The organism is Streptomyces sp. CS113 (assembly GCF_002188365.1).
Taxonomy (GTDB): Bacteria; Actinomycetota; Actinomycetes; order Streptomycetales; family Streptomycetaceae; genus Streptomyces; species Streptomyces tendae.
The window spans coordinates 4908628-4929185 of sequence record NZ_KZ195574.1 but is presented as its reverse complement, the minus strand read 5'-3'; the positions used below and the strand labels follow the sequence as shown (position 1 = coordinate 4929185).

General features: G+C 74.1%; 19 protein-coding genes. 9 read left to right on the top strand and 10 right to left on the bottom strand.

What is annotated here, in order from left to right; all coding sequences use genetic code 11:
• Nucleotides 1-74: 74 nt before the first annotated feature.
• The 4 genes from B9W62_RS22035 to B9W62_RS39680 all read left to right on the top strand — a co-directional run bounded on the left by B9W62_RS22035 (nt 75) and on the right by B9W62_RS39680 (nt 5603).
• Nucleotides 75-1619, top strand: coding sequence for a CehA/McbA family metallohydrolase (locus tag B9W62_RS22035; RefSeq protein ID WP_087808784.1), 1545 nt, complete (start codon nt 75-77; stop codon nt 1617-1619).
• 69 nt (nt 1620-1688) lie between these two features.
• Complete coding sequence (locus B9W62_RS22030) at nt 1689-2099, top strand: nitroreductase/quinone reductase family protein (RefSeq protein ID WP_087808783.1); 411 nt, start codon at nt 1689-1691, stop codon at nt 2097-2099.
• Between the two features lie 102 nt (nt 2100-2201).
• Nucleotides 2202-5174, top strand: coding sequence for an SARP-family global regulator AfsR (locus tag B9W62_RS22025; RefSeq protein ID WP_087808782.1), 2973 nt, complete (start codon nt 2202-2204; stop codon nt 5172-5174).
• Between the two features lie 204 nt (nt 5175-5378).
• Nucleotides 5379-5603: a sigma-like protein gene (locus tag B9W62_RS39680; protein ID WP_107424206.1), complete on the top strand. Its 225-nt coding sequence runs from the start codon at nt 5379-5381 to the stop codon at nt 5601-5603.
• Nucleotides 5604-5673: 70 nt separating this feature from the next.
• Here the strand turns inward: B9W62_RS39680 and B9W62_RS22015 are convergent, their stop codons facing one another.
• The 4 genes from B9W62_RS22015 to B9W62_RS22000 all read right to left on the bottom strand — a co-directional run bounded on the left by B9W62_RS22015 (nt 5674) and on the right by B9W62_RS22000 (nt 10575).
• Nucleotides 5674-6555, bottom strand: a complete 882-nt coding sequence (locus B9W62_RS22015) for an aminoglycoside phosphotransferase family protein (protein ID WP_087808781.1) — start codon at nt 6553-6555, stop codon at nt 5674-5676.
• Nucleotides 6552-7091, bottom strand: a complete 540-nt coding sequence (locus tag B9W62_RS22010) for a hypothetical protein (protein WP_087812023.1) — start codon at nt 7089-7091, stop codon at nt 6552-6554. Before B9W62_RS22010 ends, B9W62_RS22015 begins: the two co-directional genes overlap by 4 nt.
• A 92-nt stretch (nt 7092-7183) precedes the next feature.
• The gene (locus B9W62_RS22005) at nt 7184-9580 is read right to left on the bottom strand and encodes a protein serine/threonine kinase AfsK (RefSeq protein ID WP_087808780.1); all 2397 of its coding nucleotides are present in this window, start codon (nt 9578-9580) and stop codon (nt 7184-7186) included.
• Nucleotides 9581-9777: 197 nt separating this feature from the next.
• Complete coding sequence (locus B9W62_RS22000; RefSeq protein WP_087808779.1) at nt 9778-10575, bottom strand: AfsK-binding protein KbpA; 798 nt, start codon at nt 10573-10575, stop codon at nt 9778-9780.
• A gap of 122 nt (nt 10576-10697) precedes the next feature.
• On the opposite strand from B9W62_RS22000, the gene B9W62_RS21995 reads away from it, so the two are divergent.
• The 3 genes from B9W62_RS21995 (at nt 10698) to B9W62_RS21980 (ending at nt 12752) form a co-directional block, all read left to right on the top strand.
• Nucleotides 10698-11345 (top strand): TetR family transcriptional regulator, encoded by a 648-nt coding sequence (locus tag B9W62_RS21995; RefSeq protein ID WP_179235604.1) that lies wholly within the window; start codon nt 10698-10700, stop codon nt 11343-11345.
• 300 nt (nt 11346-11645) lie between these two features.
• On the top strand, nt 11646-12071 hold the full coding sequence (locus tag B9W62_RS21985) for a pyridoxamine 5'-phosphate oxidase family protein (protein WP_087808777.1): 426 nt from the start codon (nt 11646-11648) through the stop codon (nt 12069-12071).
• Between the two features lie 12 nt (nt 12072-12083).
• The gene (locus tag B9W62_RS21980; RefSeq protein ID WP_087808776.1) at nt 12084-12752 is read left to right on the top strand and encodes a pyridoxine/pyridoxamine 5'-phosphate oxidase; all 669 of its coding nucleotides are present in this window, start codon (nt 12084-12086) and stop codon (nt 12750-12752) included.
• Between the two features lie 7 nt (nt 12753-12759).
• On the opposite strand, the gene B9W62_RS21975 is transcribed toward B9W62_RS21980, so the two are convergent.
• Nucleotides 12760-13386, bottom strand: a complete 627-nt coding sequence (locus B9W62_RS21975; RefSeq protein ID WP_087808775.1) for a GNAT family N-acetyltransferase — start codon at nt 13384-13386, stop codon at nt 12760-12762.
• A gap of 99 nt (nt 13387-13485) precedes the next feature.
• Between B9W62_RS21975 and B9W62_RS21970 the strand changes: the two genes are divergently transcribed.
• On the top strand, nt 13486-14691 hold the full coding sequence (locus B9W62_RS21970) for a flavin-containing monooxygenase (protein ID WP_087808774.1): 1206 nt from the start codon (nt 13486-13488) through the stop codon (nt 14689-14691).
• Here B9W62_RS21970 and B9W62_RS21965 read toward each other — a convergent pair.
• The gene (locus tag B9W62_RS21965; protein WP_087808773.1) at nt 14688-15563 is read right to left on the bottom strand and encodes a hypothetical protein; all 876 of its coding nucleotides are present in this window, start codon (nt 15561-15563) and stop codon (nt 14688-14690) included. The genes B9W62_RS21970 and B9W62_RS21965 overlap by 4 nt on opposite strands.
• A 22-nt stretch (nt 15564-15585) precedes the next feature.
• Entirely contained in the window at nt 15586-16893 is a 1308-nt protein-coding gene (locus B9W62_RS21960; RefSeq protein WP_087808772.1) for an MFS transporter, read from the bottom strand.
• Nucleotides 16894-16964: 71 nt separating this feature from the next.
• On the opposite strand from B9W62_RS21960, the gene B9W62_RS21955 reads away from it, so the two are divergent.
• Nucleotides 16965-17978 (top strand): GlxA family transcriptional regulator, encoded by a 1014-nt coding sequence (locus tag B9W62_RS21955; RefSeq protein ID WP_087808771.1) that lies wholly within the window; start codon nt 16965-16967, stop codon nt 17976-17978.
• 306 nt (nt 17979-18284) lie between these two features.
• Here B9W62_RS21955 and B9W62_RS21950 read toward each other — a convergent pair whose 3' ends face one another.
• The 3 genes from B9W62_RS21950 to B9W62_RS21935 form a co-directional block, all read right to left on the bottom strand.
• Nucleotides 18285-18761: an ATP-binding protein gene (locus B9W62_RS21950; protein ID WP_179236074.1), complete on the bottom strand. Its 477-nt coding sequence runs from the start codon at nt 18759-18761 to the stop codon at nt 18285-18287.
• A gap of 568 nt (nt 18762-19329) precedes the next feature.
• The gene (calD, locus tag B9W62_RS21940) at nt 19330-19842 is read right to left on the bottom strand and encodes a calcium binding protein CalD (protein ID WP_087808768.1); all 513 of its coding nucleotides are present in this window, start codon (nt 19840-19842) and stop codon (nt 19330-19332) included.
• Between the two features lie 89 nt (nt 19843-19931).
• Complete coding sequence (locus B9W62_RS21935; protein WP_003974572.1) at nt 19932-20312, bottom strand: STAS domain-containing protein; 381 nt, start codon at nt 20310-20312, stop codon at nt 19932-19934.
• Nucleotides 20313-20558 lie beyond the last annotated feature (246 nt).

Below are 20558 nucleotides of genomic sequence, written 5' to 3'. Positions count from 1 at the left end.
TGCACGCACCACCCCCTGCACCACCGATGCCATGTCACGAATGTCATGTCACCGACGACACTGGGAGCAGCAGCATGTGCGAGGACGACCACGGGCACGACGACGCTCAGGACCACGGGCACGACCGCTCCGGGATCGGCAGACGCGCGGTGTTCGTGACGGGAGCCGCCGCCGCGCTTACCTTGGGAAGCGTGAGCTTCGCCTCGGCGGCACCCCGGGAACGGCGGACCGGAACGGTGCGCGGCACCCTGCCGCCCGGCTCCCCCGACTTCGTGTACGTCCCGGTCGAAGTCCCCCGCGGAGTGCGCGAGATCCACGTCGCCTACACCTACGACCGGCCCACCGTCCCGGCCGGCACCCAGGGCAACGCGCTCGACATCGGCCTCTTCGACGAGCGGGGCACCGAGCTGGGCGGCCGGGGCTTCCGCGGCTGGTCGGGCGGGGCGCGCACGGAGTTCTTCGTCCGCGCGGACGACGCCACCCCCGGCTATGTCCCGGGGCCGGTGCGGGCGGGCACCTGGCACATCGCGCTCGGCCCGTACACGGTGGCCCCGCAGGGCCTGTCGTACGAGCTCACGATCACGCTGACCCACGGCGAGCAGGACGAGACCCCGCGGCCGGTCTACCCGCCCGAGCGGGCCCGGGGGCGGGGCCGGGCCTGGTACCGGGGCGACTGCCACCTGCACTCCGAGTACTCCGACGGCCGCTACACCCTCGCCGAGATCGCCGGGCTGGCGCGGGCGGCGGGGCTGGACTTCATCAACTCCTCCGAGCACAACACGCACTCGGCGCACGCGCACTGGGCCGAGCACGCCGGGGACGACCTGCTGATCCTGCTGGGCGAGGAGGTGACGACCCGCAACGGCCACGTCGTCGCCCTCGGCACCGATCCCGGCACCTTCGTCGACTGGCGCTACCGGGCCCGCGACAACCGCTTCGGCCGGTTCGCCCGGCAGATCCGCCGCGCCGGGGGCCTGGTCGTACCGGCCCATCCGCACGCCACCTGCATCGGCTGCAACTGGAAGTTCGGGTTCGGGGAGGCGGACGCGGTCGAGGTGTGGAACGGCGCCTACACGCCCGACGACGAGGTGGCGCTGGCCGACTGGGACGGCATGCTGGTCGCCTCGGTGCGCGACGGGCGGCGGGACTGGATCCCGGCGATGGGCAGCAGCGACTCCCACCGCTCCCCCGACGTGATCGGCCGCCCGCAGACCGTCGTCCTCGCCGACGACCTGACCCGCGAGGCGATCCAGGAGGGCATCCGGGCCGGGCGGTCGTACGTCGCCGAGTCGTCGAAGGTGTCGCTGTCCTTCACCGCGTCCGGCGGCCGGGGCGAGCACGCCGGGATCGGCGAGCGGCTGCGCGTGGACCGCGACACCCCGGTCACCGTCCGCCTCGAGGTGACGGGCGCCCCGCGCTGCACGGTCCGGTTCGTCACCGACCAGGGCGTGCTGTTCACCGGCGATCCGCTGCCGGTGTCCGGCACGGGCGCCGTCGAGTGGCGCACGACCGCCTCGTACGCGGCCTACGTACGGGCCGAGGTCCGGCACGAGGCGGCGGCGGGTCCGCTGCCGGGCGCGCTGGCCGCGTTCACCAACCCCGTCTTCCTGGGCAGTTAGGCTCCAGGGGCCACCGGGCTCCGGGACCCGCCGCGGAGCCGTCGAGCGAGACGGGAGCGTGCACGCACGATGCCGAAACCGCCGAACCCCGAGCGGAAGTACCGGACCGTCACGGCCGTCCAGCGCCGGCTGAACGCCGTCGTGCGCCGGCTGCCCGGCCAGACCCTCCTGGAGACCACCGGCCGCGTCTCCGGTCGCCCCCGCCGCACACCGGTGGGCGGCCGCCGGGAGGGCGACTCGTTCTGGCTGGTCTCGGAGTTCGGCGAGCGCTCGCAGTACATCCGCAACATCAGGGCCGACCCGCGGGTACGGGTGCGCGTCCGGGGCCGCTGGTACGCGGGGACGGCCCATCTCCTGCCCGACGACGACCCGTTGGCCCGCCTGCGCCGCCTGCCCCGCTTCAACAGCATGGCGGTTCGGGCGATGGGAGTCGGCACGGCGCATCTGACGGTACGGGTGGAGCTGGAGGGGCACGGGTAGGGAAGCTGATGAAGAACCTGTGATCGGCGTCTCCCACGGCTGACGTGGTCGGCATGAACAAGGCAAACTGACCTGGTTGCTCAGGATGTCTAGGGGGACGGCATGGACGGTGGACCGCGGGTTCCGGAGCAGCGGCGTCCCGGATTCCCGGCGGAAGGTGAGGAATCGGGCGCGCTGCGCTTCGGGGTGCTCGGGCCGGTGCGCGCCTGGCGCGGCGGGGAGACGCTGACCACCGGCTCCCCGCAGCAGCGCGCGCTGCTGGCCGCCCTGCTGCTGCGCGAGGGCCGTACGGCCACGGCGGCCGAGCTGATCGACGCCCTGTGGGGCGAGGAACCGCCGTCGCAGGCGCTGGCGGCGGTGCGGACGTACGCGTCCCGGCTGCGCAAGGTCCTCGACCCCGGGGTGCTGGTCAGCGAGTCCGGCGGGTACGCCGTACGGGGCCTGGCCGAAGGGGCGCTGGACCTGGCGCGGGCCCAGGACCTGGCCGCCGCGGCCGAGAAGGCCAGGAGCGCCGGGGACCTGTGCCACGCCCGTGACCTGCTGCGCCGGGCGCTGGACCTGTGGGACGGCGAGGTACTGGCCGGCGTGCCCGGACCCTACGCCCAGACGCAGCGCGTCCGCCTCGACGAGTGGCGGCTCCAACTCCTGGAGACCCGCCTCGACATGGACCTCGAACAGGGCTGCCACGCGGAGGCGGTCTCGGAACTGACGGCGCTCACGGCGGCCCACCCGCTGCGTGAACGCCTGCGCGAGCTGCTGATGCTGGCCCTGTACCGCAGCGGCCGCCAGGCGGAGGCCCTCGCCGTCTACGCGGACACCCGCCGGCTGCTCGCCGACGAGCTGGGCGTCGACCCGCGCCCCGGCCTCCAGGAACTCCAGCAGCGCATCCTCCAGGCCGACCCGGGCCTGGCCGAGCCCCCCGCACCGGCCGAGGAGACCGCGACGGCCACCGTCCGTCCGGCGCAACTCCCGGCCACGGTCGCCGACTTCACCGGCCGCGCGGCCTTCGTCCGGGAGCTGAGCGACGTACTGTCCGCGGCGTCCGGGGAGACGACGGCGGGCCGCGTGATGGCGGTCTCGGCGCTGGCCGGCATCGGCGGCGTCGGCAAGACGACCCTGGCGGTGCACGTCGCCCACCGGGCGCGGGCCGCCTTCCCGGACGGGCAGCTCTACGTCGACCTCCAGGGCGCGGGCGCCCGGCCCGCGGAGCCGGAGACGGTGCTGGGCTCCTTCCTGCGGGCCCTCGGCACGGCCGACTCGGCCATCCCCGACTCCCTGGCGGAGCGCGCCGCCCTCTACCGCTCCGTCCTCGACGGCCGCCGGGTCCTCGTCCTGCTGGACAACGCCCGCGACGCCGCCCAGGTGCGGCCCCTGCTGCCCGGCACGGACGGCTGCGCGGCACTGGTCACGGCCCGGGTGCGGATGGTGGACCTGGCCGGGGCTCACCTGGTCGACCTGGACGTGATGTCGCCCGAGGAGGCGCTGGCCCTCTTCACGAAGATCGTGGGCGAGGAGCGGGTCGCCTCGGAGCGGGAGGCTGCGCTGGACGTGGTCGGCGCCTGCGGCTTCCTGCCGTTGGCGATCCGCATCGCCGCCTCCCGGCTGGCCGCCCGCCGCACCTGGACCGTCTCGGTCCTCGCCGCGAAGCTGGCGGACGAGCGACGCCGGCTGGACGAGTTGCAGGCGGGCGACCAGGCCGTCGAGGCCACCTTCGAACTGGGCTACGGCCAGCTGGAACCGGCCCAGGCCCGCGCCTTCCGCCTGCTGGGCCTGGCCGACGGCCCCGACATCTCCCTCGCGGCGGCGGCGGCCGTCCTGGACCTCCCGGCGGAGGACACCGAGGACCTCCTGGAGTCCCTGGTCGACACCTCCCTGCTCGAATCGGCGGCCCCGGGCCGCTACCGCTTCCACGATCTGGTCCGCCTCTACGCGCGTGCGTGCGCGGAACGGGACGAGGACCCGCCGAGCGAGCGGGGTGCGGCGCTGTCGCGGCTGCTGGACTTCTACCTGGCGACGGCCGCGGGGGTGTACGCGATCGAGCGGCCCGGGGACCGGTTGGTGGACGGCCTGGAGCCGACGGTGTACCCGGGGCTGACGTTCACCGAGGGATCGGCCGCGCTCGACTGGCTGTACACCGAGGCGGCGCCGCTGCTGGCGTGCGTGCGGCAGGCGGCCGAGTCGTCGCGGCTGCGGCGCGCCGTCGACCTGCTGTGGGCCGCCAAGGACCTCACCGAGTCCGGTGCCAACTCCCACCAGTACGAGACCACGGCCAGGGGGATGTGCGAGGCCACGCGCGCGGCCGGCGACACCCTGGCCGAGGGCCGGGCCCGGACGGTGCTCACCGACGTCCTGCTGGTGAGCGGCCGCATCCCGCAGGCGGAGGAGGAGTCGCGGCTGGCCATGCGGCTCGCGGAGTCGGTCGACGACGCCGTCGCGGTGAGCTGGGTCGCCAACAGCCTCGGGCTCATCTGCCTGCACCAGGGGCGGCACACCGACAGCAAGCCGTTCTTCGAGCGGGCCATCGAGGGATACCGGGCCCTGGCCAACCGCCCTCCGGAGGCGACGGCCCTGTGCAACCTCTCGCGGGCCCACCTGGGGGCCGGGGACGTCGCGCAGGCCGTCGACTTCGCGAGGCGGGGACTGGACGCGCACGCCGAGTTCGGCAGGACCGTGCGCCTCGCCAACAGCCACTACGCGCTGGGCATCGCCCTCAACCGGGCCGACCGGCACACGGAGGCCCTCGGGCACTTCTCCGAGGCCCTGACGATCTTCACCGCGCACCGGCAGCGGCTGTGGGAGGGCACCACCAACTACCGCATCGCCGAGGTCCACCTCGCGGCGCAGCGTCCCGCACAGGCCGCCCAGCACGCCGAACAGGCCCTCGCGCTCGGCTGCATCGGCGGCGACCGCATGCAGGGCAACGTCCTGACCCTGTTGGGCCGTGCCCTGTCCGGCCTGGAGCAGACGGACCGGGCCAAGGCCTGCTGGAGCAAGGCCCTGCGGCTGTACGAGCAGGAGGGCGCCGAGGAGGCGAGCGAGGCGAGAGCCCTGCTCAGGCCCGCCTCGGCCGCCTGAACCGGCCGCGTACGACGGGCGTTCAGCATTCGTTTATCGCCCCCCGGCATCGTCGTACCCGTCACACCGTCGCGTCGGGGGGCAGACGGTCTGACGCGGAGCGCGACCAGTTATGGTGCGGCTCCGAACGCCCGTCCGGCGGCCCACGGGGGAGCCCCCGGGCGGGCGTTCGCCACATGTCGTTACAGCGGAGGGACCAAGCCCATGAGCGAGAACCAGAAGGACACGAAGGCCACGGCCACGGGCGAGGCGGCCACCGACGAGAACATCACGACTCTCGAGAACCCCATGCCCGCGCCGCCGAAGGACGGGGCCGTCACCACGCTGGAGAACCCCATGCCCAGCGGACCGGCCAAGCCCGACGTCCGGACGATGGAGAACCCCATGCCGGCCCCGCCCGCCCTGGACCTGGACGGCGACGGCAAGTAGACCTTCCTCCACACGGGGATCGGCCGCGGCGGCGCGGAGGGGAGCCGCCGCGGCCGCCGTGTGTCCGGCGTCAGCCGAGAAGGGCCTGGGTGATCTGCCGGGTGGTCTGCGCGGCGACCCGGGGACTGGCGGCGGCGTGGGCGACGTACGCGTTCAGGCCGGTGGCCAGGGCCCAGCCGCGCCCCCGGGTCCAGGTGGCGTCGTCCACGCCGAGCGCGTCGCGGAAGACGGCGCGGCTCGCGGGCGACATCAGGGTGAAGGCGATCATCAGGTCGCGGGCCGGGTCGCCCCTGCCGAGCCCCTCGAAGTCGATGACGGCGCTGAGCCGGCCGTCCACGGTCAGCAGGTTCCCGGTGTGGAAGTCGCCGTGGAACCAGACCGGCGGACGGTCCCAGCCGGGGGCGTGCGACGCCTCGTCCCACAGGGCCGTGAGGTCCGCCGCGTCGAACTCGCCCGCGGTGCGCGCGATCGCCTCCCGCGTCGCGCGGTCCCGCTCGGACAGCGGGCGGCCGGCGAGGTCGTCCCCCGCCTCGCCGCCGGGAGCCTCGAACCGCTGCAAGGCGGTCAGGAAGCCGGCCAGCCGGACGGCGGCCTCGGCGGAGTCGGCCAGCGCCTCCACGGTCGCCACCTCGCCGTCCAGCCAGCGGGACACCGCCCACGGCCACGGATACCCGAAGCCGGGCTCGCCCACCGCCACGGGTCGCGGAACGGCCAGGGGAAGGTGCGGGGCGAGCCTGGGGAGCCACCGGAACTCCTTCGCCGCCTGCCCGACGGCACCCGCGTGGCGGGGCAGCCGGACCGTCAGCGCGTCGCCGAGCCGGTGGATCACGTGGTCGGAACCGGCCGGCTCCAGCCGCGTCAGCGGAAGTCCCGACCACTGCGGGAACTGCGTGTCGACCAGCCGCCGGACCAGCGTCGCGTCGATGTGCGGGCCGCCGTTCGCCGGGGTCACAGCGGCGCCGTCACGGTGTGGTCCAGTTCGCAGTGGTCCGGGGCCGTGGCGCCGTCGAAGGGGACGCGGACCGCGGCCACACCGTCCGCGGGGACGGTGACCTCCTCGCTGCCTTCGGTGAGCGTCGTGCCGTCCGCGTCCTTGAAGAGGACCGTGACGGGGAACGTGTACTCGGCGGCGTTCGGGTTGGTGACCTCGACGGTGGCCCACGACTGGGACGCACTGGCGCAGGTCACCAGCATCAGGGTGGCGGCCTCGGCGCCGTCGGAGCCGCCGCCGCCCGTGTCGTCGCCGTAGGTGTCGTCGTCGTAGTCGTGGTGGCCGCTGCCGCCGCTGCCGTAGGTGTCGTCGTCCTTGTGCGCGTCGCCGCCGCCCGACGTGGACGACGAGCTGTCGTGGTCCTGGCCGGAGCTGCTGCAACCGCCGCCCGAGCCGTCGCCTCCGTGGCCGTGGCGGCCGGTCGAGAAGCCGGTCAGGCCGAGGACCACCAGTGCCGAGACCGCCGTGTATCTGAGTGCACGCCCCCGTGTCGTCATGAAGATCACGCTAGTGCGCGGATGTCACGGACACGTCACCACCCGGGCACGGCCCCTCACGCGCCGTACGGGGCCCGGCGCCACCCGGACCCTCACGTCGTGCGCGCCGTCCCCGTGCCCTTCTCCGCGTCCAGCGCGTACACGCAGCGGTCCTTGCTGCACGCGTACACGATGCCGTCGCGGACGACCGGCGAGCCGGTGATCTCGCCGCCGGTGGCGAGCTTCCAGCGCAGGCGGCCGTCGTCGGCCTTCAGCGTGTACAGCAGGTGGTCGGACGAGCCGAAGTGGATGCGGCCCTCGGCGACCGCGGGCGCGCCCACGATGTCGCCGCCCGCCTGGAAGCGCCACTTGGGGGTGCCGGTGACCGCGTCCAGCGTGTACAGGCCCTTGCCGCTGCCCACGTGGACGTGACCGGCGGCGACCAGGACCGGGTCGGTCGAGGAGCGGGCCTCGGTGGCGATGCGCCAGCGGTCGCGGCCGTCGGTGGCGTCGAGGGCGTAGACGGTGCCGAGGTAGTCGGCCAGGTAGACGCCGCCGCCGGTCACGGCCGGGCCCGGCACGAAGGTGGGCGGGGCGAGGAAGACCGCGGGGGCCTCGAAGTGCCAGCGGACGTGGCCGGAGGCGACCTCCAGGGCGAGCACCCGGGTGCCGGCCGCGACGTACACGTAGCCGTCGGGGGCCTGGCCGATGCGGACCGGGACGCCGCCGCAGGAGGCCGCGTCGCCGATCGGGTACGACCATCTCTCGTCGCCGCTGCGGGCGTCCAGGGCGCGCAGCCGGGCGTCCTGCCAGACGTACGCCGTGCCGTCGTGCAGCGCGGCGCCCGCCTCCGGGGACTCGAAGTCGGTCTGGGCGCCGGTGACCTCCCACAGCTTCTGGCCGGTCGACGCCTCCCAGGCCTGGACGCCGCCGCCGCGGGTGGCCGTGAGGACGGTGCCGCGGTCGGCCTGGAGCGAGTACACCCAGGCGTCCGTCTGGACGCGCCAGAGGTCGGCGCCCTCGCGGGCGTCCAGGGCGAAGAGGGTCGGTCCGTCGGAGGCGTGGATGCGGCCGTCGGCGACCGCCATCGACCAGGCGACGTCCCGGGTCTTGAAGCGGCGCCGTCCGGTGGCCACGTCCAGGGCGTGCACCTCGAAGGAGGTGACGTAGACCAGGTCCTCGGCGACCCGCGGCGTGCCCCAGACGTCGTTGGACATCCGGAACCGCCAGGGGCGCCACCCGGCCGGCGAGGCCTCCGGGGGCGCGGGCGACGACGGGGCCGGTACGGCGGGGTCGGCGCCGTTGACGCCGGTGCGCGGGCGGGACCAGGACGCGGCGAGGGCGGACTCCGGCGGCGGCGCGGCGACGGCGGCGGCGCGCATGTCGGCGACGCGCGGGCCGGGGCCGATGGGCACCGCGGCGCCGGGCAGCCGGACCGGCCCGCCGTCGGGGGCGCCGACGGGTGCGGGTACCGCCGGGACGTGCGCGGGCGGCGCCGGTACGACGGGGTCGTGCGCGGGCGGGGGCGGCAGCGGAGGCGCGTGGGCGGGCCCGCGGGCGCCGGAGTGGCCCGGTCCGCGGCCGCCGGCCGTGGTGGCCGGCTTGGCGGCGGGGCGGCCGTTGCGGCGCCCCTCGATCAGGCCCACGGCCCGCTCGGGCAGCCACGCCGACGCCGTACCGCTGTCGTCGGAGCCGGAGCCGAAGAGGTGCGGGGCGAGCTGGGACTGGAGGTCGGCCGGGTTGGGGCGGCCGGTGGCCTCCATCTGCATGCAGGACTCGATGAGCGGGCGCAGCTCGTCGGGCAGGCCTTCCAGGTCGGGGCCCTCGCGCAGCAGCATGAAGACCGTCTCGACCGGGTTGGCGCCGTGGAAGGGCGGGTGCCCGGTGGCGGCGAAGACCAGCATCGAGCCGAGCGAGAACACGTCGCTGGCGCCGGTGACGCTGCGGGAGTCCTTCGCCTGCTCCGGGGACATGTAGGCGGGGGTTCCGACGGCGACGTTCGTCATGGTCAGCCGGGTGTTCGAGACGCCGGACGCGATGCCGAAGTCGATCACGCGGGGGCCGTCCTCGACGACGAGGACGTTGGAGGGCTTCAGGTCGCGGTGGACCAGCCCCGCGCCGTGGATCGACTGGAGCGCCTCCGCGACGCCCGCGGCCAGCCAGCGCACCGCCTGGGCCGGCAGCGGCCCGCACTCGTTCACTATCTCCTCGAGGGAGGGGGCGGGGACGTAGGCGGTGGCCAGCCACGGCACCGCGGCGCGCGGGTCGGCGTCGACCACGGCCGCCGTGTAGAAGCCCGAGACCGCGCGGGCCGCCTCCACCTCGCGGGTGAAGCGGACGCGGAACAGCTGGTCCTCCGCCAGTTCCGTGCGCACCGTCTTGATCGCCACGCGCCGCCCGGACGCCGAGCGCGCGAGATAGACCAGCCCCATGCCGCCGGCGCCGAGCCGGCCCAGCACCTCGAACGGCCCGATCCGCCGCGGATCGTGCTGCGTCAGCTGATCCACCACTTGCCTGCCACCTCCCCGTACGGGCCGCGCCACCCACATATGTACGCGACCGAAGTGCAGCGTCTCACCACCGCACCTCCGTGGCGCCACGCACCCCGATTCTTCCTGTCCGAGGCGCTGGTGGCGAACCTGGCGACAATCGGGGTGTCTTGCCTGATTCCGGGCAAAGGGCCCTCGGGAGGCCCTTCCGGGTCCGTTCAGCGGCGCAGCAGCGCGAACGACGCTCCCTGACCGTCCGAGACCACGGCCACCCGCCCGTACGACGTCCCGAAGGGCGGCACCCGCACCCGGCCGCCGAGCCGGGCGACCGCGGCGAGGGCCTCGTCCACGTCCTCGACCAGGAAGTGGACGAGGAAGTGCGGCGGCATCTCGGCGGGGAAGACGTCCGAGACCCGGGCGCGGCCGAAGTCGGGGGCCGCGTCCGGCCCGAAGAGCGCCTCGGGGAACAGGTCGCCGTAGAAGGTGTTGGCGGCGTCCGTGTCCCGGGTGTACAGCTCGGCCCAGGCGAAGGTGCCCGGCTCGTGCCGGCGCCCGAAGCCGCCGCGGCGGCCCGGCTGCCAGAGCCCGAAGACCGCGCCGTCGGGGTCGGCGGCGAGCGCGGCGGTGCCCAGGTCGCCGACCGGGTGGGGCGGGGTGACGATCTGGCCGCCGCCCGCCCGGATCCGCGCGGCCAGGGCGGTGGCGTCGGGGGTGTGGAAGTACACGGACCACACGGTGGGCATCCGGCCGTCGGTCTTGCGGACCAGCGCGGCGACGGGCTCACCGTCCAGGCACGCCCGTACGGACTCCGCCGGCGCCCGGTAGAGGCTCCCCCCGGGCTCCTCCTCCGCCGCCTCCTCCTGGAAGGTCCAGCCGAACAGCTCGCCGTAGAAGCGCCTGCCCGCCTCCACGTCGGAGAGCTGTGCGTCCACCCAGCAGGGGATTCCCTCGCGGCGGGCGGACGGACGGGCCGGCGACTTCGACGGCCTCTTCTCGAATGCCCCGTTTTCGGCCATGCCCTCAAAAGTAGCCGCGTCACCCGCACCGCGCAGACCAGGCACACGGTCCTTCCGCGCTTCCGCACCCCATTTGCAGTCGGCCGAATCGCGCTCGGATCACCCGTCGGTAAGCTGACGGCATGACAGGACAAGTGCGTACCGTCGACGGCCGCGTGGCCGGTCGACGTGGGCAGGCGACCCGGCAGAAACTGCTCGACTGCCTCAGCGAAATGCTCAACTCCTCCCCCTATCGCGATGTCAAAGTCATCGATGTCGCCCGCAAGGCGGGCACGTCGCCCGCGACCTTCTACCAGTACTTCCCGGACGTCGAGGGCGCGGTGCTGGAGATCGCCGACCGTATGGCCGCCGAGAGTTCCTCGCTGGCCGAACTGGCGGCGGACCGCTCGTGGGTCGGCAAGGCCGGCTGGCAGACGGCACAGGAACTCGTCGACGGATTCCTGGAGTTCTGGCGCAAGAACGACGCGATTCTCCGTGTGATCGATCTCGGCGCGGCGGAGGGCGACAAGCGTTTCGCCAGAATCCGCATGAAGATCCTGAACTCGGTGAATTCCCCCCTGACGGATTCCGTCGCCGATCTCCAGGCAAAGGGCAAGGTCGACAAGGACGTGAACCCCGCGGCGATCGCCGGGTCACTGGTCGTCATGCTCGCGGCCGCCGCCTCGCACCAGAAAGGTTTCTCTTCCTGGGGTGTGAAACAGGCGGAACTCAAGCCGCACCTCGCCCTGTTGACGTATCTCGGCATCACCGGAAAGAAGCCCGCGAAGTAAGTACGCCGCGCGGCAGCCTGTCATCTCCGCGCCGCGGAGCCCCAGACCTCCAGCCCCTTCGCCGCCCCGTCGGCCGCCCGCTCGAACTCGGCGACCGTGCCCCGGCCCCCGGCCGTACCGGCACGATGTCCAGCGCCTCGAAGTTCAGCCCCGCGACGGCCCCGCACGGGGAACAACCGCCCTCCCGGCCGACGTTGTGCTCCGTACCGGCACCGGCACCTGTATCAGCACCCGCATCTGTACCTGTACCTGTGCCCGCACCGCATCCGCATCATCCGCATCCGCTGGAGGAGACCCCCCGTGGCCCTGACCCGCGAAGAGCGTGAGACGTTCCTGGCCGAGCCGCACATCGCCGCGCTCGCGGTCGACGCGGAGGCGGGCCGCGCCCCGCTGACCGTGCCGATCTGGTACCAGTACGAGCCCGGCGGCGAGGTGTGGATCATGACGGGCCTCGACAGCCGGAAGAACCGGCTGATCAGCAAGGCGGGCCGGTTCTCGCTGATGGTCGACCGGCTGGAGCCCACCATCCGCTACGTGTCGGTGGAGGGGCCGGTCGTCGAGACGGTCACCGCGACCGAGGAGGACCTGCGGGAGATCTCCGCGCGCTACCTCCCGGCCGACAAGGTCGACGGGTACGTCGCCTTCGCCTCGGCGAACCACGGCGAGCAGGTCATCGTCCGGATGCGCCCCGAACGCTGGGTCTCCTCCGACCTCGGCTCGGTCTGAGCCCGGGCAGGCATGGGAACCGATCTCCACGAGTTGCTGCGGACGCTGCGGGTGTGGGACCCCGCGGTCACCGAGCTGCCGCCCCTCGACCCGGCGGACGCGCCCGGCGACCCGCTGGAGCTGTTCACCCGGTGGTTCGCCGAGGCGGTCGCGGCCGGTGAGCGCGAGCCGCACACGGTGTCGCTGGCGACGGCGGACGCCGAGGGCCTGCCGGACGCGCGCATCGTGATGCTGCACGGCGCGGACGCGGACGGCTGGGCCTTCGCCACCCACGCCGACAGCCGCAAGGGCCGCCACCTCGCCGCCCGCCCGTACGCCGCCCTCGTCTTCTACTGGCCGGTGCTGGGCCGCCAGGTGCGGCTGCGCGGGCCGGTCGCCGTCGCCCCGGCCGAACAGGCACGGGCCGACCTGCACGCCCGGTCGAGGGGCGCACTGGCCGCCGCGCTCACCGGGCGGCAGAGCGCCGAGCTGGACTCGCCGGCGGAACTGGCCCGTGCCTCGCAGGCGGCCTGGGAGCGGGCCGAGCGGGAGCCGGACGCCCCGGTCGCGTCCTGGACGCTGTACCGGCTGCGCCCCGCCGAGGTGGAGTTCTTCCAGGGCGAGGCCCGCCGGCGCCATGTACGGCTGGCCTATCGGCGGGCGGCGGACGGCGGTTGGGACCGGCGGCTGCTGTGGCCGTGAACGGCGCTCACCGCACGCCGGGCGGGGCGGGCGGGGTGGGCTCCTCGTCCGTCGCCAGCCGCGCGTGCAGGTGTACGTCCCGGAACGCGTCGTGGCGGCCGGCCTCGAACATCGCCTCGCGCAGGGTCCCCTCGGCGCGGTAGCCGCTGCGCTCGGCGACCCGGCAGGAGGCGTCGTGGCCGACGGCGTGGCCCAGTTCCAGGCGGTGCAGGCCGAGTTCGGCGTAGGACCAGCGGGAGGCGAGGAGCAGGGCGCGGGTGGCGACGCCCCGGCCCCGGGCCTCGGGGAGCACCCAGTAGCCGACCCGGGCCACCTTCATCTGCCGGCTGATCTCGTTGAGCCCGATGTGCCCCAGCGTCGTACCGCTCTCCTCGTCCGTGATCCGGAACGACGCCGACCTGCCGTCCGCCGCGTCCCGCGCCCGCCCGCGCAGCGACTCGCGGGCTCCGGCGAGGTCGGTCCACAGCTTGAGCGGGGTGTTCCAGCGCTGGAACTCGGGGTCCGTGCAGCCCCGCAGCCACGTGTGGGCGTCGTCGTCCGAGCCCGCGTCCCAGGCGCGCAGGCGCAGACCGTGTCCGCGCGGTTCGGTGCGGGAGAGGGAGGGGTCGAGGGTGTACATGCGTGTGTGGGCCATCGGGCCATTCAAGCCGACCGGGACCAGTCGTGACCGATCCGCAACCGATTCCGGTCTTGACCGAGACCCATCAAGCGAGGGCGCGATTACGCTCGCCGCATGGCCGACTCCACAGCGTCCGCTGCACCGCAGCGGCCCGCCCACCCCGCGGGCCGACCCGTGTACGTCATAGGCGCCGGTCCCGGCGGTCTCGCCGTCGCCCACGCGCTGCGCGCCCGCGGACTGCGGGCCGTCGTCCTGGAACGGGCCGACCGCGTCGGCTCCTCCTGGCGGCGCCACTACGACCGGCTGCGGCTGCACACCACCCGCCGCCTGTCGGCGCTGCCCGGCCTGCCGATCCCGCGCCGCTTCGGACGGTGGGTGGCCCGGGACGACGTGGTGCGGTACCTGGAGAAGTACGCCGAGTACCACCAGCTGGAGATCGTCACCGGCGTCGAGGTCTTCCGCGTCGAGCGCGCGCCCGACGGCGCCGGGTGGCTGCTGCACGCCTCCGGCGGCCGGGAGCTGACCGGCGCCGCGGTGGTGGTCGCCACCGGCTACAACCACACCCCGCGCGTGCCGGACTGGCCCGGCCGGGACACCTACACCGGCGAGTTCCGGCACGCCGCCGAGTACCGCGCCCCGGCCCCGTACGCCGGCCGGGACGTCCTGGTGGTCGGGGTGGGCAACACCGGCGCCGAGATCGCCGTGGACCTGGCGGAGGGCGGGGCCGCCCGGGTCCGGCTCGCGGTGCGCACGGCGCCGCACATCGTCCGCCGCTCGACCGCCGGGTGGGCCGCCCAGTACACCGGCATCCTGTGCCGGCGGCTGCCGGTCGCGCTGGTGGACCGGCTGGCCCGGCCGCTCGCCCGGATCAGCGTGCCCGACCTGGCGGCGCAGGGGCTGCCGCGTCCCGGCACCGGGCTCTACAGCCGGGTGGCCGAGGGTGCCATCCCGGTGCAGGACGTGGGCCTGATCGACGCGGTGCGCTCCGGCCGGGTGGAGGTCGTCGCCGCGATGGACGGCTTCGAGGACGGCAAGGTCCTGCTGGCCGACGGCACCTGCATCGCCCCGGACGCGGTGATCGCGGCCACGGGGTACCGGCGCGGCCTGGAGGGGCTGGTCGGACACCTCGGCGTCCTCGACGGCACGGGGCGGCCGCTCGCGCACGGCGGCCGCACGCCGTCCGGCGCCGCCGGTCTGTACTTCACGGGGTTCACCAACCCGATCAGCGGCATGCTGCGGGAGCTGGCGATCGACGCGGAGCGAATCGCCCGGGCGGTGGCGAAGAGGCAGGCGGGCCGGGTGTCGCGCCTGCCGGGCTAATTTCGGGTGAGGATCAGCAGGTCACCGGCGTCCGGGTCGCCGAACAGCACGAACAGCTCGGGCACCCGACCGGTGCCGCCGATCGTCCAGTGCGTCTCCTCGCCGCACGCTCCGTCGAGGCGCACCAGGACGCCCTCGCGGTCGCCGTGCCGCTCGCGGGTCCAGGTGCCCGTGCCGTCGCACCTGGTGTAGTCCCGGTCCGCTTCGAAGTCGGGTTGGGCCGGGACCCGGGTCAGCTCGGCCCGGCCGCCCGGGGCCAGCCGCAGGACCGCCCCGTGGTCTCCGCGCCAGTCCCCGGCGAGCTGCCCGGCGGAGAGCGCGGGGGGCTCGTAGTCGTCGGCCAGGGCCGCCACGCCCAGCCCGCCGACGGCGAAGAGGACGACGCAGACACCGGCCATGCGGAACCAGAGCCTCCACCCGCCCCACGCCCGTCGGCACAGTGGGGCGAGGAACAGCACGGGCAGGACCCCGGCACCCGCGAACCACGGCAGCGTGTCGCGGAGCGACCAGTCCCACACCCCGTGCCCCAACCCGGCCCAGCCCACTCCGACCAGCACGGACATCCCCACGTGCCACGCCCATGCGGGACCGCGCAGGCGGCGCGTGAGGAGACGGGCCAGCGTCGCCGCGGGCATGACCTGCACGCTGGAGTGCACGACTCCGAGGAGCGGCAGGATCAGCGGGACGCAGAGGACACCGAAGGCGCCCCCGCCGCGCCCGTAGTCGTCCTGCCCCGCCCCCACGAAGAACAACCACGCCAGCCACACCAGCGGCAGTTGCGTCGCGCACAGCGCCGCCGCCACGTTCCACTCGTCGTTCGACCACGTCGGGCGCCCGCGTCCGGCCACCGCCGGCCCTGTTCCCCACCCCATGCCCCGGGAGCCTACGACTCGCTCAGGACAGGACGGCCACCGGAGCAGGCCGCCGTCGGATCACCAGGGCCATCAGGGCCGCCGCCGCGCACAGGGCGCCGGAGGCGATCCACACCACGTCGTAGGAGCCGAAGTGGTCGCGGGCGACGCCGCCGAGGAAGGCGACGAGGGCGGCGCCCACCTGGTGGGAGGCCAGCACCCAGCCGAAAACGATCGCGCTGTCGTCGCCGTAGTGCTCGCGGCACAGGGCGAGGGTGGGCGGGACGGTGGCGACCCAGTCGAGGCCGTAGAAGACGATGAAGAAGACCATCGGCGGGTGGACGCTCGGCGCGAGCAGCATGGGGAGGAAGAGGAGGGAGACGCCGCGCAGGGCGTAGTAGACGGCGAGCAGGCGGCGCGGTTCGAAGCGGTCGGTGAACCAGCCGGAGGCGATCGTGCCGACCACGTCGAACACGCCGATGACGGCGAGCAGCGAGGCGGCGGCGGTGATCGGCATGCCGTGGTCGTGGGCGGCGGGCACGAAGTGGGTCTGGATCAGGCCGTTGGTGGAGGCGCCGCAGATCGCGAAGGTGCCGGCCAGCAGCCAGAACGGGCCGGTGCGGACGGCGGAGAACAGCACCGTGAGGGCGCGGCGGGCGGCGCCGGGGACGGGCGCGGGCTTGGGCACGAACTCCCGTGCGCCGTACGGCTTTTGACCGACGTCGGCCGGGTGGTCGCGCAGGAGGAGCCAGACGAAGGGGACGACGGCCAGGGCGGCCAGCGCGACGGTGACGGCCGCCGGGCGCCAGTCGTACGTCTCGACGATCCAGGACAGCAGCGGCAGGAAGATCAGCTGTCCGGAGGCGGAGGCGGCGGTGAGGACGCCGGTGACCAGGCCGCGCCGCTCGGTGAACCAGCGGTTGGTGACGGTGGCGGCGAAGGCCAGGGCCATCGAGCCGGAGCCGAGGCCGACCAGCAGGCCCCAGCACAGGATGAGCTGCCAGGCGGAGTCCATCCACACGGTCAGGCCCGAGCCGAGCGCGATCACCAGCAGGGCGACGGCCACCACCCGCCGGATGCCGAAGCGGTCCATCAGCGCGGCGGCGAACGGCGCGGTCAGCCCGTACAGCGCGAGGTTGACCGAGACGGCGGCGCCGATCGTGCCGCGCGACCAGCCGAACTCCTGGTGGAGCGGGTCGATGAGGATGCCGGGCAGCGAGCGGAAGGCGGCGGCTCCGATGATCGTCACGAAGGTGACGGCGGCGACCCACCAGGCGCGGTGCACGCGCCGGCGGCGGGCCGGCTCCCGCATGTCCTCGGGTCCTGCGGTGGTGTCGGTTGTCTGGGTCACGTCGGAGAGTCTCCGCAACGGCTTCCGTCCGAGCGAGTGGCCCGAAGGACAGCGTTCGCTAGGATCGGGCCATGGCCTCCGACACCCCCGCCCCCGCGGACCGCCCGCACCGGGTCGCCGTCCTCGCCCTCGACGGCGTGCTCCCCTTCGAGCTGGGCATCGCGCAGCGCATCTTCGGCCTCGCCCGCGACGAGCACAAGCGCCCGCTGTACGAGGTCGTGACCTGCTCGGTCCGCCCGCCGGGCCCGGTCGCCACGGACGCCGACTTCGAGATCCTGGTCGGCAACGGCCCCGAGGCCCTGGCCACCGCCGACACCGTTGTGATCCCCGCCTCCTACGAGCTGGGCCCCGTCTACGAACAGGGCGTGCTGACCGGGGAGCTGGCCGCCGCGCTGGCCCTCGTGCGGCCCGGCACCCGGCTGGTGGCGATCTGCACGGGCGGGTTCGTGCTGGCCGCCGCCGGGTGTCTGGACGGCCGCCCGGCGACCACGCACTGGGCCTCCGCCGAGCACTTCCAGCGACTGTTCCCGAAGGTGCGGGTGGACGCCGACGTGCTGTTCGTCGACGACGGCGACGTCCTCACCTCGGCCGGGGTCGCGGCCGGGATCGACCTGTGCGTGCACATCGTGCGCCGGGACCACGGCACCGCCGTCGCCAACGAGGTGGCCCGGCGCACCGTCGTACCGCCGCACCGGGACGGCGGGCAGGCGCAGTACATCGAGCGGCCGGTGCCCGATCCGCAGCAGTCGTCCACGACGGCCGCCCGCGCCTGGGCGCTCGGCCGCCTGCACGAGCCGATCCAGCTGCGGGACATGGCCGCCCAGGAGTCGATGTCGGTCCGCACCTTCACCCGGCGTTTCCGCGAGGAGGTCGGCGTCAGTCCGGGCCAGTGGCTCACCCGGCAGCGGGTCGAACGGGCCCGGCACCTGCTGGAATCCACCGCGCTCTCGGTCGACCAGGTCGCCCAGGAGGCCGGGTTCGGCACCGCCCAGTCGATGCGGCAGCACTTGCAGGCCGCGCTCGGGGTCACACCGACCGGATACCGGCGGACCTTCCGCGCGGAGTTGTCCACAGCCTGTGGATGACGGGCGGGACCGGTCCCGCAGTCGTCGGCCGGCGGCGCGGCGTTGTCCGCCCCGAGCACGGCATCGCGCGCCGCCACCCGACTCCGGCGCTCCCGCCCGGCTCCCGTCGCCCCCGAGGGAACCGCCGCCGACACGACCCACGCTCGCCGAGGGCTCCGTCACCGAGCCCTCGTCGTCCCCTCGCGGCGAATCGTTGCCTACAAGCGTGAGGAAGCGGTCACGATCCGTCAACCGGCGGGGAGGTTTCAGCACTTGTGTCCCGTTTCACCGGGGACGCGCACGGAAGCACACCCCGGCGCACGGCCGTTACACCACTTCGTACGCGAATCCCTCGTACGCCACCGCGCCGCCGCCGCTCCCGCAGGCCGGCGGGGTCTCCTCGCCCGCGGCGCACCGGTCCAGTTCGCACCAGATGCGCTTGCCGGTGCCCTCCCGGCTCCAGCCCCAGCGGTCGGCGAGGCCGTCCACGAGGGCGAGGCCCCGGCCGCCCGTCGCCTCACCGCCCGCGCAACGGGGCACGGGGGCCCGGTCGCTGGCGTCGTCCACTTCGAGGCGGACGGTGGCCTCCTCGGTCTCCTCGGTCACCGCACCCGGCAGCACCAGCCGCAGCACCGCCGAACGCCCGGTGTGCACCACGGCGTTGGTGACGAGTTCGGAGACGAGCAGGACCAGCGTCTCGGCGAGTGGTTCATCGGCCCGTATCCCCGATCCGGCGAGCCGGGAACGCGCCCACCGCCGGGCACGCCCCACTTCCGAGGGGTCTGGACGGACCTCCAGCTGCACTTGAAGCACCTGCACCGCTCACACCATCCGAACCGGCGGACACAAAGGCTCGCGCCTCATGAGGGCCACGATCGTAGCCATTTCCAGCATGGCCAGAACAACGGCCGGGGCAGGGATCACGGAACGTGCATCCCTTGTGGGCCAGCATGGTTGACGTACAGTCACGCCAACAAGCGCTTCGGGCATATTCCAGCGCGAAGGAGTACGCGTGCGGCATACTGTGCGACGCACATTCCGGGGAGTCGAACAGGCGGCGGCCGACGGCCCGCGCACCCTGCGGGGCAGGGCGCACACCGCCGGTTCCGGAGCCGCCCCAGGGGCAACTCCGGCACGGCTGGCGCTCGGGAGCACTCGCATCCCACACAAGGTACCGGAGTGTGGCACCGACTCCGGGCCGTAACGGCCGACTCGGCGGACACGACCGGGTATCAACGCTGCGTGACGCCGTTCTGCCACGATCCGCGACACCGGGGCGCACGGTGCTGCGGGACGCGTCACCCCGGCACGCGTCACCCGGGCACGCGTCACTCGGGCACGCCTTACCAGCGCACGCCTTACCCGGCTCGCGTCACTCGGGCACGGTGAAGTAGCGGGCGAAGGCCGGGACGATCTCCGCCTCCCCCACCTTGCCGTCGCCGTCCGTGTCGAGCGCGGCGGCGGCCGACCGGGCGAGGTCCTCCGGCACGCCGAACGCGGTCAGCGCCCGCGCGGTGTCCGCGACGGTGGCCGCCCCGTCACCGTCGGTGTCGGCGACGTCGAGGGCGGCGTGCAGGAAGGGGCGGGCGATCTCGGCGAAGCGGTCCGGCTTGTCCCGCAGCCGCTTGACCGCTCCGGTGACGAATTCCGCACGGGTGATGCGCTGGTCGCCGTCCCGGTCGGCGATGCCGGCCAGACCCTGCCAGAGCGCCTCGGCACCGCCGTACAGGGACTGGCCCTTGTCGGAGCGGGCGGCGACGCCGAACTCGGCGAGCAGGGCCTTGGCCGCCCCGCTGAAGTCGGAACGGTCGATGTGGCCGTTGCCGTCCTGGTCGAAGGTGGTGAACCGCGCGGCGATCCTGCGCTCGTACTCGCTGTTGACCATGGTTCTCTCCGGCCGCCTCACGTCGGTGTTCGGGGGTACGTCCCGCCGGGAGCGTACGCCGTCGGGCGGCCTGCGCGGACCCGGGCGGTCTACGCGGACAGGGGCCGCGGCTCGTCGCCGGTCGCCGAGGCCAGGTCGGGGTGGCAGTCGAAGAGCCGGCGCACCCCGAGCGCGCCGAGGACCCGGTTGACGTGGGAGCCGTCGACGGCGCCCTGGGCGGGCAGTATCAGGCGCAGCCTGCCCTGGCAGGAGCGGATGAGCCGCCGGGACGCGATGAGGACGCCGACCCCGCTGGAATCGCAGAACAGCACGTCGGAGAGGTCCAGGACGAGGCTGTGCCGCCCCTCGGCCACCTCGTCGTGCACGCGCTGCCGCAGCACCGGTGACGTCACCAGGTCCAGTTCGCCCGACACCTGGAGCACGGCCCACTGGCCCCGCTCGCCGCCGGTCACGTTGAACGTCACCACCATGCCCTTCATTCGCCGGAACGTCTGGAACCTTCGGATTCACCCGAAACGGAAGCCATGCCTACGCTTCTTGGCGGCGCGCCTGCCCACCGGCCGTTCCCGCAAACGCCGCGGCGGAAACGGGGACCGGTCGGAAGTGGCTTGTTTCAGACGGTTTCGATCCTGTTCGATCGAATTCGGTCGCACGATAGAGGGTAGTGGAGGCACATATCACCTCCGGCCGGCCGGGGGCGCGCATTGGAACAAAGG